Below are 14,644 nucleotides of genomic sequence, written 5' to 3'. Positions count from 1 at the left end.
AGACACTCAAACCATACAAACATCACGAAAAGTAAGGTTGATGCGTAAGCGACAAGGCTTTTGCGTTTTTGCTACTTGGTGCTGCCAATTGTGCTGAGTTGAACCGCCCATGATCAACAGTGCGCCATGAGGCAAAGCGAGTTCAAGTTTTTCTCCCGTTGTTTTATGCCTTAATAAAAACCGTCTGGTTTCGCCAAAGCTTAAGGATGCGATAACAGGATTGGGGCCCAGCTCAGTTTCATCATCACTATGCCAGCCCATATAATCACTGCCATTTCGATATAAATTACCCAAAACCGTATTAAAAGAATGGCCGCTGGCCAATTCAACATCCCCCTTAAGCTGGCTCAGTAATGTGGTCCAGGGCTCAGGGGTTAATGTTAAGCCCGAGTAAGTATAAGGTTTGTCGCCAAACCATACTTGCTGGCGAGGTTGCAGCGCTTCCTTGCCGTATAAGCGGATATTTAACTGTTGCCACGCTAACTGCTGCAAGGCTAATAGGTGATTATCGGCCTGACTTCGCGAATAAAAGTCAGGTTGATACCAAAGGTCAGCGCCAGACAACTGAATATGCTCCAACCCCTGATGCCCACTAAATAACATCATAACTTACTCTGTAATATAAAAAATCAGCCTAGACATAATAATCAAATGATAGATTTTCAAAACAAATACGCTATCATCACGAATTCTATTTCTTTACCAGTTAAAGGCAATTATGAAATCACTTCTCGTCCCATTATTGGGCCTTGCTTTACTAAGCGGTTGCTCATCATCTTTACCCCTTAACCTGCATTTATCACCTAAAGTGGCAGAGCAAACAGTAAAGTACCCCGCCAACACCACTACAGCCTTAGTTTCTAGCGATTTACGTACACAACCACATATTGTTAGTATTCAAGAGGATGACAAGCCCACTACCTTAGTCAATAACGATGTTCCAGTTCGCATCTTACTCGCAGACAAGCTAGGCCAAGGATTAACCGAGCAAGGGGTCACCATTACCGGTAGTTCAAGTACCAAACTGCACCTTGATGTTGTGGCAATGGAAACCAAAATAATCAAAAACGGTACCAGCTTTGACGCACAAAGCACAACTCAGTTAACATTGGTTATAGAAAAACCAACGCGTAAAGTAACCAAGCAATACAAAACCGTTTCAACGAAAACAGGCCCGTTTAGCCCGACAGCAGCAGAGCTGGAAGAAGGCTTAAACAAGCAACTGACTACATTGCTTGCAGATATTTTGAACGACAAACAACTCTTTGAAGAACTAAATAAAAAGGACTAATTGATGAACTTTCGCCATCTTCTCTCCGCTTTCTTGTTGATGTTATTAACTGGCTTCAGCTTCACAGCCCATGCTGCAAACCCAGAAATAAAAATCAAAACCAGCAAAGGTGATATTGTCCTAGAGCTTTATCAAGATAAAGCACCAATCACCGTCGATAATTTTTTGGCTTATATCAAACAAGATGAGTTCAAAAATAGCTTGTTTCATCGCGTGATCCCAGGCTTTATGATCCAAGGGGGCGGCTTCAATCAAGATTACCAACGCCTAGCAACCAATGCGCCAATTAAAAACGAAGCCAGCAATGGCCTATCAAACAGCCGTGGCACAATCGCGATGGCGCGCACTAATGCTCCCGATTCCGCTACGCGCCAATTTTTTATTAACCACGCCAACAACACTAACTTAGATCAAGGAGCCTATGGCGCCGGTTATGCCGTGTTTGGTAAAGTCACTTCTGGCATTGAAGTAGTTGATGCCATTGCTAATGTCGCAACAGGCACCACTGCAGCCATGCCGGGCGCGCGTGACGTACCGACCAACCCAGTCGTGATTAAAAGTATTCAAGTTATTGAAGCTAAATAATTAACGATATTTCAGTTTAATTAGCCAGTCCTGATTTGGACTGGCACATTACCACTAAGCCATACCATCACCGTTTCTACTTCGTTTTATCTCGTGTTATTCCTTGATTTTGTTGCCTTAGACTCGCAGAATGCCTAAGCATTCTTGTTTCGAGGCCAAGACAATTTCAGCCATAACTAAATCAAGCTGGTGGCAAGCCATTAGCGTCTACTTTGAAAAACGTGTCGCCGTTTTATTTTTACTGGGTTTTTCTGCAGGCCTGCCTATTTTACTGGTGTTTGGCACCTTGTCGTTTTGGTTACGAGAGGCTGGCGTGGATCGCGCCTTAATTGGCTTTGCCAGCTGGGCTGGCCTTGCTTATGGTTTTAAATGGGTTTGGGCGCCCATGGTCGACCGCTTTTCTCTGCCTGTATTATCAAACTTACTCGGCCGTCGTCGCAGTTGGCTGTTATTATCACAATTGTTGATCATGGCCGCTATCGCGGGTATCGCCTTTACCGATCCTCTTGAACACTTAGGCCTGTTTGTCGCTTTTGCCGTGATGGTGGCCTTTGCCTCGGCCACCCAAGATATTGTGATTGATGCCTATCGCATTGAGTCCGCACCGGAAAAATATCAAGCGGCGATGTCGGCGTCCTATCTAACTGGTTATCGTTTAGCCATGATTGCCGCTGGGGCTGGCGCATTAACCTTAGCAGCCTTGTTTGCCGATGGCGCGCAAGGCTACCATCGCAGCGCTTGGACACTATCCTATTTAGTCATGATGTGTTTAATGCTGATTGGCGTCATCACTTGCTTATTTTGTCATGAGCCAGATGTGGACTTAAGAAAGTCAAACGCTGAACAACTTGAAATACAAAGCAACCTTATCGCTAACGGCATGTTCCCAGTGTTTGCTCGAGTAATCGCTTGGGCACAAATATCCATCTTTATGCCGTTTGCGGATTTCTTCTTGCGCTATCGTTGGCAAGCGTTACTGATCTTAGCCCTTGTTGCCACCTACCGTATTTCAGATATTGTGATGGGGATCATGGCCAACCCTTTTTATGTTGATATGCAGTTCACTAAAGAGCAAATTGCCGCCGTCACTAAAGTGTTTGGCGTGATCATGACATTAGTGGGGGCGGGATTCGGCGGTATTTTGATCCATAAATTTGGCACCATGAAAATTTTGTTTCTCGGCGCCCTGCTCTCAGCTGCCACCAACTTAACCTTTGCTTTATTAGCGATGACCAAAGTTGATGAAGTGCTTTATCAAGGGCAATTAACCCTTTTTAGCGCCGAGCCGTGGGAGTTTATTATTACTAACTTTCATTTATTAATTGCGGTTATTTCACTGGATAACTTGAGTGGGGGGATCGCAATCTCCGCGTTTATCACTTATCTATCTAGCTTAACCAATCGAACTTTTTCAGCGACCCAATATGCCCTGTTTAGCTCGGTGATGACCTTACTACCAAAATTTATTGCAGGATTTTCAGGTCAGTTCGTTAATAAATTCGGCTATGTGCATTTTTTTATTGCTACGGCGGCCATCGGTATCCCAGTATTGATCCTGATCTTACTCATCAATCGTTACGTAACATTACAACAAGCGACGACCACTCCAAATCAGGAAACGTCCGGCTCAGAAGTAACATCTGAGCTAAAATAGCCAACATTTCAGCAAGAAGGTAACCGATAGAGGCCGAATCGCCTCTATTTTTTATACCTAAAAAATAAATTTGGCAAACCTTCTTATACCGTTAAGTTATAAAAATGACGTAATTATCCTAAAAAGATAAGCCTTTTTTAGCTTAAATAGTGGATTGAAGCGGTCATTTTCTCTAGGATGACTAAGAAATGTTGTAAAATAACACCTTTATTGAAAATAACGATAAGCCACTGAATCATGATCCAGATCCAGCCTTCTTAGATTGTTATCAGTAAAATATGCAAAAACTTAATAACTCAGGGAATAACTATGCAGATAGGTGTACCAAAAGAGCTGTTAGAAAATGAAACCCGTGTGGCTGCAACACCAAAAACGGTTGAGCAACTACTAAAACTCGGTTTTTCAGTTTCTATTGAAGCCAGTGCTGGCCAAAAAGCCAGCTTTAATGATCAAGATTATGTTGATGCAGGCGCGACACTGGCGACCGATGCCAATGCAATCTGGCAATCAGACGTTATTTTTAAGGTAAACGCGCCAACTTTTGATGAAATTGATCTCATCAAAGACGGAGCCACCTTGATCAGCTTTATTTGGCCGGCACAGAACGAAGACTTGATGAAGAAGCTAAGCAGCAAAAACATCAACGTGCTCGCCATGGATGCCGTACCTCGTATTTCTCGCGCACAAGCGTTAGACGCATTAAGTTCGATGGCAAACATTGCTGGTTACCGCGCTGTAATTGAAGCCGCTAACCAGTTTGGTCGTTTCTTTACCGGTCAGATAACGGCTGCAGGTAAAGTGCCACCAGCGAAAGTATTAGTGGTTGGCGCAGGCGTTGCTGGTCTTGCGGCCATTGGCGCAGCAGGTAGCTTAGGTGCAATCGTGCGCGCAACGGATACGCGTCCTGAGGTAGCTGAGCAAATTGAATCAATGGGTGCTGAGTTCCTAAAGCCTGATTATCAAGAAGACGGCTCAAGCACTGATGGTTATGCAAAAGTGATGAGTGAAGGCTACTTGAAAGCCCAAGCGGAGATGATTGCTGAGCAAGCCAAAGACGTTGACATCATTATTACAACCGCACTTATCCCTGGTCGCCCTGCACCATTGATCATTACCGAAGAAATGGTAATGTCGATGAAAACTGGCAGCGTAATCGTCGATTTAGCTGCGCAAACGGGCGGTAACTGTGCCTTTACTGAAAACGGTAAAGTGGTTGAAGTTAACGGCGTTAAAATCGTTGGTTACAGCGATCTACCTGGCCGCTTACCGACACAATCAAGTCAACTATACGGGACTAACCTAGTTAACTTGATGAAGCTGCTATGTAAAGAAAAAGACGGCAACATCGATATCGACTTTGAAGACGAAGTGCTACGTGGCACCACAGTCGTTAAAGAAGGCGAAATTAGCTGGCCACCACCAGCAATCAAAGTAAGCGCAGCACCTGCGCAACCTGCCGCCGCTGAGCCTGCCGCCGTAGTAGAAGAAAAGCCGGCGAATCCTTGGATCAAACCTATTGTTGCTGGTTTAGGCGCATTAGCGTTTTTCTGGATCGCCGACAGTGTACCAAGTAGCTTCTTATCTCACTTTACTGTGTTTGTCCTTGCCTGTGTGGTCGGTTATGGCGTGGTGTGGAATGTAAGCCACTCGCTGCATACCCCACTGATGAGTGTAACCAACGCAATTTCAGGCATCATCGTAATCGGTGCATTACTGCAAGTAGGCAGTGAAAATGGCTTTGCCAGTTTCTTAGCCTTTATTGGGGTACTGATTGCAACTATCAACATAGTCGGTGGTTTCACCGTAACTCAGCGCATGCTGAAAATGTTTACTAAAGACTAGGGGATAATCAATGTCAGCAGGAATTATGACAGCCGCTTATATCATAGCCGCTATTTTATTTATCCTCAGCCTGAATGGCTTGAGTAAACAAGAAACCGCTAAGCGCGGTAACTTGTACGGTATCGTGGGTATGGCTATCGCCATCTTCGCCACCGTATTCAGTGACGGCGTATCCGGCCTAGCTTGGATCATCCTCGCGATGGTGATTGGTGGCGCGATAGGGGTACATAAAGCGAAAAAAGTTGAAATGACAGAAATGCCTGAACTGATTGCAATATTGCACTCATTCGTCGGTATGGCTGCGGTATTAATCGGCTTTAACTCGTTTATCGTACCACCAGAAGTGATCCCAGGACCAGATGCCCACGCCGAGCACATGATCCACTTAGTAGAAGTGTTCCTAGGTATTTTCATTGGTGCTGTGACGTTCACAGGCTCTATCGTGGCTTACGGTAAGCTAAGTGGTAAGTTCAGCAGCGCACCGTTAAACCTACCAGCGAAAAACTGGTTAAACATTGCAGCTCTGGGCAGCAGTGCACTATTGCTAATGATGTTCGTTAACGCTGAAAACGGCAGCATGTTTGCCCTACTGCTAATGACGCTAATTGCTTTTGCTTTTGGTGTGCATTTAGTGGCTTCTATCGGCGGTGCCGATATGCCAGTAGTGGTTTCGATGCTTAACTCATACTCAGGATGGGCAGCTGCGGCCACAGGCTTTATGCTTTCAAACGACTTACTGATCATCACCGGTGCATTAGTCGGCTCAAGTGGTGCAATTCTGTCTTACATCATGTGTAAGGCAATGAACCGCTCATTCATTAGCGTTATTTTAGGCGGTTTTGGCGCTGAAGGCGGCGCCGTTGCATCAGATGCAGAGCACGGTGAGCATACGGAAGCAAGCGCTGACGAAGTAGCAGAAATGCTACGTAACAGCCGCAGCGTGGTGATTGTACCAGGTTATGGTATGGCGGTAGCACAAGCACAATATCCTGTCGCTGACCTAACACGTAAGCTGCGTGATAAAGGCGTTAATGTACGTTTTGGTATTCACCCAGTTGCGGGCCGTTTACCAGGCCACATGAACGTACTACTCGCCGAAGCGAAAGTGCCTTATGACATTGTATTAGAAATGGACGAAATCAATGATGACTTCACAGACACTGATACTGTGCTTGTTATTGGTGCTAACGATACGGTAAACCCTGCAGCAAAAGAGCCTGGCTCACCGATTGCAGGTATGCCTGTGCTAGAAGTATGGAATGCTACGAACGTGGTTATTTTCAAACGTTCAATGGCTTCTGGTTATGCCGGCGTACAAAACCCACTGTTCTTTAAAGAGAACTCTTCAATGCTATTTGGTGACGCTAAAGCGTCGGTAGACAATATTCTACACGCGCTTTAATCGCCCACTATAACATTGGTAGCAAAAGCCAGCTCATTGAGCTGGCTTTTTTGATCGGGTTGTTCCGTTGTTCATTGTAAAGCTAATAGTCTGATACAGAAAAAGAATCAATAAATCAACTGGCGAAATGAGTGCATAATAAGTGCTTATATGAAGTACAATAAAATCACTCTTGGAAAATCCTGTAACGGTGAGTTTTACCAGCTTAGCGTGCTACCTTTGTCTCATTGCACTGGGCGACATGCCAAAGTGTTTTTTAAAGCGATTAGAAAAGTTTGCCACATCGGAGTATCCCAGCGCTAATGCCACTTGACCAACGCCCCAACGCTGGGTAACTAACAAATGCTTAGCGCGCGCCATTTTGAGCTGTAATAAATACTGTTTCGGACTCATGCCTAAATGCTGTAAACAGAGCCTGAAAAAATGTGGCTCTGAATAATGGAGCTTTTCCGCCAGCTCAGTAACAGACCATGGGTGATGTAATTGCTGTTCAACTTGGTTAAATAAGTGACGTAATTTTATCTCTAAGCCACTTTGCTGCCCTTGTTTAAATAAAGACTTATGGGTTAGCTGTAACAACATATCTAAGCAAGTGACCGCTAGCCCGGATTGGTTGCCACTTAATTTAGCCTCTGAAAAAAACATGTTCATGGCGTGAAAAATCGCTTGGGCATGCTCGCAATAGCTTACCTCGGGCTCGCCATTGGCCAAACCTTGCCATTGTTCATTGTTTTCTAAAATCAGCCAAGCGACTTGCCACTCATTTGAATCCAATTGAAACCCATTAATCGTACCGGCTGGCAATAAGGTTAAGGTATCCGCTTCAATCACCTTTTCAGCATTCGGGGTGAGCATCCTTCCTTGACCTTTGATGCTATATAACAACACATGAAAATTAGGTCGAGTTCGACGAACTAGGAAATGCTCTCGCGCTAAGCTGGTACCACACAATATAATCCCCTGATCTTGTAGGTATATAGCTTCTTCAGGGCCAAAAAACACTTCTTGGCAGGCATCTGCCGCTTCACAACAGTCTTGCCATAAATCCATAAAATTCACAAATGATAGCTTAGAACAACATGTTGCGAGTTTACACTATGCTAACAATTGGCAAAAGCGGATATAGTTAACTGGTCTTATAAATCAACACCTGATCGAATCTTTTCGGTTTCCCGTTGAACCTTGAGGAAAGTCGATGAAAGCAAAAATAGCCACCGCAACTAATCAAGATTTTTTGCGCAAGCTATGGCAACTGGCACTGCCTGTTTCTTTGCAATCATTACTTTTTTCTCTGCTGGGTCTGGTCGACATTTTAATGGTCGGCCAGCTTGGCGAAGCCGAAGTGGCTGCGGTTGGATTGGGAAACCGAGTCTTTTTTTTCAACCTATTGATCATTTTTGGTTTATCTGGCGGAGTGAGTGTATTAGCCGCGCAATACTTCGGTAAAGGTGAAGTAGCTGGGGTCCGGCGCTGTTTAGTATTAGCGGTGATCTGTGCAGTTGCCATTTCCTTGCCGTTTGCACTTATTTATACCTTTGCTCCCACATCCGTTATCACATTAGCCAGCGATGCAACGAACCTAGTCCAGCTTGGCTCTACTTATTTACAAATTACCGGAGCAACGATTTTACTGACCGCGATGGTGGTGCCGATTGAGGCTTCATTGCGGGCTATAGGTGATGCTAAAACCCCGACTAATATTGGTATTTTAGCCATCATGCTTAACGTTTTTTTAAACTGGGTACTGATTTTTGGTCATTTAGGTTTCCCTGAATTAGGTGTAGAAGGCAGTGCATGGGGCACCACTATTTCTCGCTTATTCCAAACGCTTATTTTGATCTTGTATGTGCTAAAAAAACGCCGAATGGTCGTGTTTGGCTGGCTGGATGTTCAACAGGCGTTAACAATAAAAGAGGTTAAGCGCTTTTCGTTGATCGCTGTTCCGCTGTTAATTCATGATGGTTTTTGGGCTTTTGGGGTCTTAATTTATAGCTTTATTTTTGCTCGCATCGGCGTTGATGAGCTTGCCGTAATGAGCATGCTCGCCTCTGTCGAAGGCAGTATTTTTGCTCTATTTATCGGTTTTGCTGTGGCCTGTTCGACCATGCTTGGCCATGAACTTGGCGCCAACAAATATGAAGATGCATGGCAGCAGTCTTGGGTTTTTATTATTTTCAGTCCTGTGCTCGCCTTGTTTATGACATTGGTTATTTTGCTGTTTAAAGATCAAATTGCCAGCATATTTAGTGGCTTTGAAGGAGATACACTGGACAGCGCGATCCGAGTATTAATCATCATGGCACTGGCTTTAAGCCTAAAAGTTCTCAACATGGTGGGGATCATGGGCGTACTGCGCAGTGGTGGTGATGTAAATTACAGTATTTTTATCGACTTATTTTGCATGTGGTGCATTGGTATTCCTCTCACATTTGTCGCAGCTACTGTATGGGGTTGGCCACTTTATTTAGTCTATTTATGTTCACTGTCGGAAGAGTTAGTTAAGGCCGTGTTGATGATTTTTCGTGTTCACCGGAAAAAATGGTTAAAAAATTTAGTGGCCGATAGTTAATGTCAGAACAAAAATATCAACAAATTTATCAAGTTATCCAACTTATCCCTGAAGGATCTGTTGCGTTTTATGGGCAAGTGGCAGATTTGGCAGGGCTACCAAAACATGCTCGCTTGGTCAGTAAAGCGCTAAAAGTTGCCCCCAGTGAGTTGAATTTACCATGGCATCGTGTGGTTTCGAGCCAAGGCAAAATTGCCATCGCAAAAAATACCCCCTTGTACCATGAACAAAAACAACGCTTATTGGTTGAAGGCGTCGCATTTAAAGGAGAGCGCATTTTGCCAGCTCATTACTGGCAACCCGATTTATTCACCTTACTGACACAGCTGGCGCATTAAAACTTACTTTTCCTTAATAAAATCCTTTATGCCAGCTACTAAAGTGTCAATGCTGGTTTTGTCGACATTAAGATGGGTTACTAAACGCAACACTTTTCCCGGTGAAATTAGAATGCCCTGTGACTTTAAATATTCCGCCAAGGCAAGAAAGTCGACTTGTTTCGACTTAACAAATACCATATTCGTTTGTACTAAAGCAGGATTAACATCTAGTTCACTGATATTTTCAAGAGCATCAGCCAGATAGCGTGCATTAAGATGATCGTCAGCTAAGCGCTCCACATTATGCTCTAAAGCAAAGATTCCCGCTGCGGCCAGCATGCCAGCTTGACGCATGCCACCACCGCAGGTTTTACGCCAACGTTTCGCTTTGTTAATAAACTTCGTATCACCTAACAGTAATGAACCAACCGGTGCGCCTAAACCTTTAGATAAACAAATAGACGTAGAATCAAAGTATTGGGTAATACTGCTGATAGGCTCGCCTAACTTCACCGCAGCATTAAATGCACGAGCGCCGTCTAAATGCATACGCAGATTATATTCAAATGCGAGGGCTTGAGCTTGCGCCATAAAATCATGGCTCAGCACTTTGCCATTAATGGTATTTTCTAACGAAATCAGTTTAGTTTTTACAAAATGAATATCATCACTTTTTATAGCAGCTCTCATTTTAACTAAATCTAAGCTGCCATCGGCTAAGTTTTCGATTGGTTGAGCTTGCACCGACCCTAGCACAGCTGCGCCACCGCCCTCATAGATATAGTTATGGGCCTGTTGACCACAAATATACTCATCGCCTCTTTCGCAATGAGACATTAATGCAATTAAGTTAGCTTGAGTGCCTGATGGCGTAAACAAAGCGGCATCAAACCCTGACATTTCCGCCGCCATTTCTTGTAACTTATTAACACTGGGATCATCTTCATAAACATCATCACCAACAGGTGCACTGAGCATAGCCTGACGCATAGCATTACTAGGCTGGGTAACCGTATCACTGCGAAAATCTAACATTAAGAGCCTATAAATAACGGAGAGAAAAAACTATTAAGCAGAAAAATCAGAGGAAATGCAACAAACGGGGAGCTAGTTGCCAGTTAAATCCTTAAAAATATTATCGGATGAGAAGTGGCTCAATGGACTTAAAAAGCCACTTAATTGCACTTCATGAGAGGTTTGGTTTATTCCCTGCCAAGCAACTGAAATATCGATTTTTTTCGGGTTAGTTACGCCGTCCAAGAGCTTTAACTCTTCAACTTGCCATTTCACTTCATAAGTAAAAATACCATAGTGTTGCGGCACTTCATTACCTGTTGCAATCGCATTAAAGTCATCAACGGTCAAAAAGTCTTTAAAGTCTTCCATCTTTGCTTGAGCGAGCTCAAGCGCAACCAAGCGCGCTTCCGCTTGGCTGCTTTTAAGAAAAAGATGCTTTTGCAATTTAACCGTCGCCACCACCGCCACGCTGATTATCAGCACGGAGATTAATATTTCGACTAAGCTAAACCCTTGCTCTTTGCGTTTCATGAAATAACGATTACGTCCGTTTACCCGTTAAAGTCTCGCCAGGTACCTGGCACCCAGCCAAATCGACTCCCCCCCATTGCAGAGGCATTCACACCTGATAGGGTCCGTAATACATCAGCGCTGTAATCCACCACGATCGAGCCAGAGGTCAATACCACTCCATGGTAAATTCCATCGACGATCATGGCGCCTTTTACGCTAATTGAACCGCCAAACTTGGCGTTAACAGCCGCACTGTTTTGGGTTTCCATATTACTATTAACGACATAAACAAGGCCGTTTATAGAAGCTCCGCCACGAAAGTCTGCATTACCATCAATAATGACAGTCACACCTTCAGTCAGTGTACCTGCGCTATAACCTGCCCCAGCGATACCATTAACATGAATAGGGCAATCACCGTAAATCCAAACGACTTTTTCACCTTGCCCACCGGCAGGAATATCACAAATACCAAGATCATTGGGCTCAACAAAAATAATCCCTTCTTCACCCTCGGCAGCTTGCTTCGCAACTTCATTTCTCAGTTTGGCAAAGTCAGCTTCATCTACCCCTAAATATTCTTCTTTTAGGCTATCTGGAAAGCGAGGGTCTGATAATGAAATGTCATCACTGGCGAACGATTCTTGCTCCGAATTGAGCTCAGAAAAACTTTCCAAAGTATCTTCACTATACCAACCTAATTCGTTTTCTAGCGTGGCATCGCCGGCTTCTAAGGTATTATTAAACTTTGAAAGATCAGCAAAGCCATCATTACTGTAGCTAAACCAGTTGCCAGCTAACTGCAACGCACTGTAACTACTCCAATAAGACAGCTCTTGATCATCAAATGCAGTCGGGTTACTGGCCAGCTGCACCGCGCCTTCTATAAGTGTTTGTGTATTGGTGGTAATCGGCGCAATTGGTATATTGTTGCCGCCGTTATTGGCGTTTCCTGAAAAGTAGAATTCACGACTGACAACTGCTTTTGCCTGACCATCTCGGGAGCGACCGGTACTCACGACTTGCAGTAATTTAGGATTAGTTGGGCTCTGCTTAACGACCACTTCAACTTGATTAGAAGCAAAAAACTCAATGAATTTTTGCGTCCCTTTATCCGTGCTCGAGCCAATATTAAGTTTTAGTGGTTCATCACTGGTTTTGTTTATAAATGACATAGCCGCAGGCTGCTCTTTGCTGCCAACCTTGACCTTACCAAATGCTAACCAAGTGCCAGCATAATCTAGCCCTAGTTCAGCATTAGCGTAGGCTTCTTTATATCGATAATCATTACCCGAGGCACGGATCTCGAACAGCTTATTCTTAGCCGTGTAAAAGGTAAATGCGGTAGCACTTAACATGAGTAGGATGGTGACAAGCAAGGTCGCCATCCCCTCCTGTTTACCAGAGGGTGATAGTTTGATCATACAGCTCCCGTTGTACTTCTCAATGAGCTTATATTTATGGGTTTACTCTGAGTCTCTCTTTGAAAACTCTTAATTTGAGTAAACCTTCAGTAACCTTGATTGCGCACCAACACTGTTTTATCCAGCGTTATCGATTTTTGTCGATCACTTTTCAGCGACGCTTTCAGGTTTATCGTCACTGTACTCATCAGTGTATTTAGGCCCTCTGATGGTACGGTGCCAATTTCGCCTTTAGCATTAACTTTGGTTAAGTTAAAGGCAAGATTATCAATATATATGGCATCGTTTGTTAATTGCGTCCAATGACTCTCGGCACCACAAGGGGATAAGCCGGAACGAATATAAACACTGCCTTGTTGTAATTTATAACCTATATATTCTTGAGCGGTTACCTCTGGGTTAGCACTGTCCATATCATACGCAAAAGTAATACAAGATTTGTCGGGTGACACAGCTAACGCGGCTGACGCACTATTGTATAAGTTGCTGCTAAAATCACTGCTCAAGGCACTGGATGTCGCCCCGCCCCAATAGCCAGCCCGGCGGATATCACGCGACATTAGCTCAATTAAGTTTTTCATTTCCAAGTTGAGCTTGCCTTGGTTAATGATTTTATTATTGTTAACAATACTGCTGGTATAAAGGGAGATCATCATGCCAACCACCGCCAACCCTAATACCATAGAGATCATCAATTCAACGAGGGAAAAACCATGTTGTTTCGATTTGGTGGTTAACAAAGCTGACAAATTCAAGCTGCGATACTCTCTTAACTGCAAGCGCTATAATCAGATGAACCTGCCAAGGTGCAAGTGGAGACATTGCCCATGACATTTACCTTCACCTGAACTTTATCGTTGGTATCAGTACGTAGAGCCATGCTACTCGTGCTATCAGGAAAACCTCGAACATTATCAAATATGATAGTACTGCCACCGGAAAGGGATATTTTTTTGAATTCATCCCCATCAATTACCACTAGGCGGTTATTCGCTGGAACACCTGAAGTGATAGCACAAGCTGTTCCTAAACTTGAATCGGTTAGGCTACAGTCACACGAAGTTTTTGTTGCTGTCACACTCGTCATGCCTGCACACCATTCGCCATTGTCGCCATCAGTAAAACTTACCGCGATTTTGCTATTTGACTTAATCGATTCACTTTTGGCATAGGTAAGTAAAGAATACAACGACTCACTGGCTCCCCGTAATTCGTTACGCTTAAACAGGCTGCTATAAGAGCCAACCCCAATGCTTAACAAAATAGAGAGCACCGCAATCGCGATCAATAGTTCCATTAAAGTAAAGCCCTGAAACTTAACTGGCTTTGATATCATCCATGACCTCATAAATTGTGATGTAGCACACTTCGAAATTTTATCCAGTGAATTTTATCACGGACAAAAATTGACCACAATCAGTGGCCCCTTTGAGAGTCGTAATAGGTGATGCAGATACCAAATTGGCATATACTGATGCCCTTATCTATGCATTTGACTTTATTAACAATAAAAACGGCATATCATGTAAAGCAGTGGCAAAACACAAGGATTAAAATAAATGACAAAAATACATAAACATTCAGGCTTTACTTTGATGGAGGTAATGATAGTCGTCGCTATTATTGGTATTCTAGCTTCGATTGCCTATCCCTCGTACCAAAGCCATATACAGAAAACGCGCCGTGCGGATGCACAAGCATTCCTAATGAAAGCCTCCCTTGAGCAGGAATCGTGGCGCATTACTAATGCAACCTATAATAGCTCGATTACTTCATTAATGGGTGCAAGTAGTGCCACAGGCACCTACTATACTTTTAGTATAGTGCCGTCATCAGCTACTGCCCACGCATACACTTTAAAAGCAGTAGCAGTTCCTGGCTCCACTCAGGCAAGCGACAAAGAAGGATCGACCACTTGTAGTCCTTTAGAGCTCAACCAGTCAGACACGAAAACCCCGGCGGATTGTTGGTAATAAGCTTCTTTTACTTATCATCACTTTGCAAAAAAGGCGCTAAATAAGCGCCTT

The 14,644-nt window shown here is 43.8% G+C and carries 15 protein-coding genes; 8 read left to right on the top strand and 7 right to left on the bottom strand.

The genetic code is table 11. From position 1 onward, the window contains the following. Positions 1-6 precede the first annotated feature (6 nt). A complete protein-coding gene (locus Q4519_RS12280) occupies positions 7-606 on the bottom strand; it encodes an alpha-ketoglutarate-dependent dioxygenase AlkB (protein ID WP_303512591.1) in 600 nt (199 codons plus the stop codon). Between the two features lie 112 nt (positions 607-718). On the opposite strand from Q4519_RS12280, the gene Q4519_RS12275 reads away from it, so the two are divergent. The 5 genes from Q4519_RS12275 to pntB all read left to right on the top strand — a co-directional run bounded on the left by Q4519_RS12275 (position 719) and on the right by pntB (position 6,774). Further along, the gene (locus Q4519_RS12275; RefSeq protein ID WP_303512588.1) at positions 719-1,291 is read left to right on the top strand and encodes a YajG family lipoprotein; all 573 of its coding nucleotides are present in this window, start codon (positions 719-721) and stop codon (positions 1,289-1,291) included. 3 nt (positions 1,292-1,294) lie between these two features. Beyond that, entirely contained in the window at positions 1,295-1,876 is a 582-nt protein-coding gene (locus Q4519_RS12270) for a peptidylprolyl isomerase (RefSeq protein ID WP_303512585.1), read from the top strand. Between the two features lie 130 nt (positions 1,877-2,006). Further along, on the top strand, positions 2,007-3,530 hold the full coding sequence (locus Q4519_RS12265; RefSeq protein ID WP_303512582.1) for an MFS transporter: 1,524 nt from the start codon (positions 2,007-2,009) through the stop codon (positions 3,528-3,530). Positions 3,531-3,839: 309 nt separating this feature from the next. Further along, the gene (locus Q4519_RS12260; protein WP_232800149.1) at positions 3,840-5,372 is read left to right on the top strand and encodes a Re/Si-specific NAD(P)(+) transhydrogenase subunit alpha; all 1,533 of its coding nucleotides are present in this window, start codon (positions 3,840-3,842) and stop codon (positions 5,370-5,372) included. 10 nt (positions 5,373-5,382) lie between these two features. After that, entirely contained in the window at positions 5,383-6,774 is a 1,392-nt protein-coding gene (gene pntB, locus Q4519_RS12255) for a Re/Si-specific NAD(P)(+) transhydrogenase subunit beta (protein WP_232800148.1), read from the top strand. A 213-nt stretch (positions 6,775-6,987) separates the two neighbouring features. Here the strand turns inward: pntB and Q4519_RS12250 are convergent, their stop codons facing one another. Further along, positions 6,988-7,824, bottom strand: coding sequence for an AraC family transcriptional regulator (locus Q4519_RS12250; protein WP_303512578.1), 837 nt, complete (start codon positions 7,822-7,824; stop codon positions 6,988-6,990). Between the two features lie 145 nt (positions 7,825-7,969). On the opposite strand from Q4519_RS12250, the gene Q4519_RS12245 reads away from it, so the two are divergent. Together Q4519_RS12245 and Q4519_RS12240 are read left to right on the top strand one after the other, a co-directional pair. Further along, positions 7,970-9,343 carry an MATE family efflux transporter gene (locus Q4519_RS12245; protein ID WP_232800146.1) on the top strand — a complete coding sequence of 458 codons (1,374 nt, stop codon included), beginning with the start codon at positions 7,970-7,972 and terminating at the stop codon, positions 9,341-9,343. Next, positions 9,343-9,681: an MGMT family protein gene (locus Q4519_RS12240; protein WP_303512575.1), complete on the top strand. Its 339-nt coding sequence runs from the start codon at positions 9,343-9,345 to the stop codon at positions 9,679-9,681. The genes Q4519_RS12245 and Q4519_RS12240 overlap by 1 nt, the downstream gene beginning before the upstream one ends. Positions 9,682-9,684: 3 nt before the next feature. Here the strand turns inward: Q4519_RS12240 and ltaE are convergent, their stop codons facing one another. The 5 genes from ltaE to Q4519_RS12215 all read right to left on the bottom strand — a co-directional run bounded on the left by ltaE (position 9,685) and on the right by Q4519_RS12215 (position 13,953). Next, positions 9,685-10,698, bottom strand: a complete 1,014-nt coding sequence (gene ltaE, locus Q4519_RS12235; protein WP_303512573.1) for a low-specificity L-threonine aldolase — start codon at positions 10,696-10,698, stop codon at positions 9,685-9,687. Between the two features lie 72 nt (positions 10,699-10,770). Further along, positions 10,771-11,211 carry a prepilin-type N-terminal cleavage/methylation domain-containing protein gene (locus Q4519_RS12230; RefSeq protein ID WP_232800143.1) on the bottom strand — a complete coding sequence of 147 codons (441 nt, stop codon included), beginning with the start codon at positions 11,209-11,211 and terminating at the stop codon, positions 10,771-10,773. 20 nt (positions 11,212-11,231) lie between these two features. Then, on the bottom strand, positions 11,232-12,617 hold the full coding sequence (locus tag Q4519_RS12225) for a hypothetical protein (protein WP_303512570.1): 1,386 nt from the start codon (positions 12,615-12,617) through the stop codon (positions 11,232-11,234). An 86-nt stretch (positions 12,618-12,703) separates the two neighbouring features. After that, a complete protein-coding gene (locus tag Q4519_RS12220) occupies positions 12,704-13,372 on the bottom strand; it encodes a prepilin-type N-terminal cleavage/methylation domain-containing protein (RefSeq protein WP_303512567.1) in 669 nt (222 codons plus the stop codon). 14 nt (positions 13,373-13,386) lie between these two features. Further along, positions 13,387-13,953 (bottom strand): GspH/FimT family pseudopilin, encoded by a 567-nt coding sequence (locus tag Q4519_RS12215; protein ID WP_303512565.1) that lies wholly within the window; start codon positions 13,951-13,953, stop codon positions 13,387-13,389. A 223-nt stretch (positions 13,954-14,176) separates the two neighbouring features. Here Q4519_RS12215 and Q4519_RS12210 point away from each other — a divergent pair, with 223 nt between their 5' ends. Beyond that, positions 14,177-14,590, top strand: coding sequence for a type IV pilin protein (locus tag Q4519_RS12210; protein ID WP_303512562.1), 414 nt, complete (start codon positions 14,177-14,179; stop codon positions 14,588-14,590). Positions 14,591-14,644: the final 54 nt, after the last annotated feature.

The organism is Motilimonas sp. 1_MG-2023, assembly GCF_030547455.1.
Classification (GTDB): domain Bacteria; phylum Pseudomonadota; class Gammaproteobacteria; order Enterobacterales; family CBDFNC01; genus Motilimonas.
This window is presented reverse-complemented; position numbering and strand designations above follow the sequence as displayed.

Excerpts from the sequence above, each read along its gene's own strand:
- Q4519_RS12280 (WP_303512591.1), bottom strand. The coding sequence starts at position 606 with ATGATGTTATTTAGTGGGCATCAGGGGTTGGAGCATATTCAGTTGTCT.
- Q4519_RS12275 (WP_303512588.1), top strand. The coding sequence starts at position 719 with ATGAAATCACTTCTCGTCCCATTATTGGGCCTTGCTTTACTAAGCGGT.
- Q4519_RS12270 (WP_303512585.1), top strand. The coding sequence starts at position 1,295 with ATGAACTTTCGCCATCTTCTCTCCGCTTTCTTGTTGATGTTATTAACT.
- Q4519_RS12265 (WP_303512582.1), top strand. The coding sequence starts at position 2,007 with ATGCCTAAGCATTCTTGTTTCGAGGCCAAGACAATTTCAGCCATAACT.
- Q4519_RS12260 (WP_232800149.1), top strand. The coding sequence starts at position 3,840 with ATGCAGATAGGTGTACCAAAAGAGCTGTTAGAAAATGAAACCCGTGTG.
- pntB (WP_232800148.1), top strand. The coding sequence starts at position 5,383 with ATGTCAGCAGGAATTATGACAGCCGCTTATATCATAGCCGCTATTTTA.
- Q4519_RS12250 (WP_303512578.1), bottom strand. The coding sequence starts at position 7,824 with ATGGATTTATGGCAAGACTGTTGTGAAGCGGCAGATGCCTGCCAAGAA.
- Q4519_RS12245 (WP_232800146.1), top strand. The coding sequence starts at position 7,970 with ATGAAAGCAAAAATAGCCACCGCAACTAATCAAGATTTTTTGCGCAAG.
- Q4519_RS12240 (WP_303512575.1), top strand. The coding sequence starts at position 9,343 with ATGTCAGAACAAAAATATCAACAAATTTATCAAGTTATCCAACTTATC.
- ltaE (WP_303512573.1), bottom strand. The coding sequence starts at position 10,698 with ATGTTAGATTTTCGCAGTGATACGGTTACCCAGCCTAGTAATGCTATG.
- Q4519_RS12230 (WP_232800143.1), bottom strand. The coding sequence starts at position 11,211 with ATGAAACGCAAAGAGCAAGGGTTTAGCTTAGTCGAAATATTAATCTCC.
- Q4519_RS12225 (WP_303512570.1), bottom strand. The coding sequence starts at position 12,617 with ATGATCAAACTATCACCCTCTGGTAAACAGGAGGGGATGGCGACCTTG.
- Q4519_RS12215 (WP_303512565.1), bottom strand. The coding sequence starts at position 13,953 with ATGATATCAAAGCCAGTTAAGTTTCAGGGCTTTACTTTAATGGAACTA.
- Q4519_RS12210 (WP_303512562.1), top strand. The coding sequence starts at position 14,177 with ATGACAAAAATACATAAACATTCAGGCTTTACTTTGATGGAGGTAATG.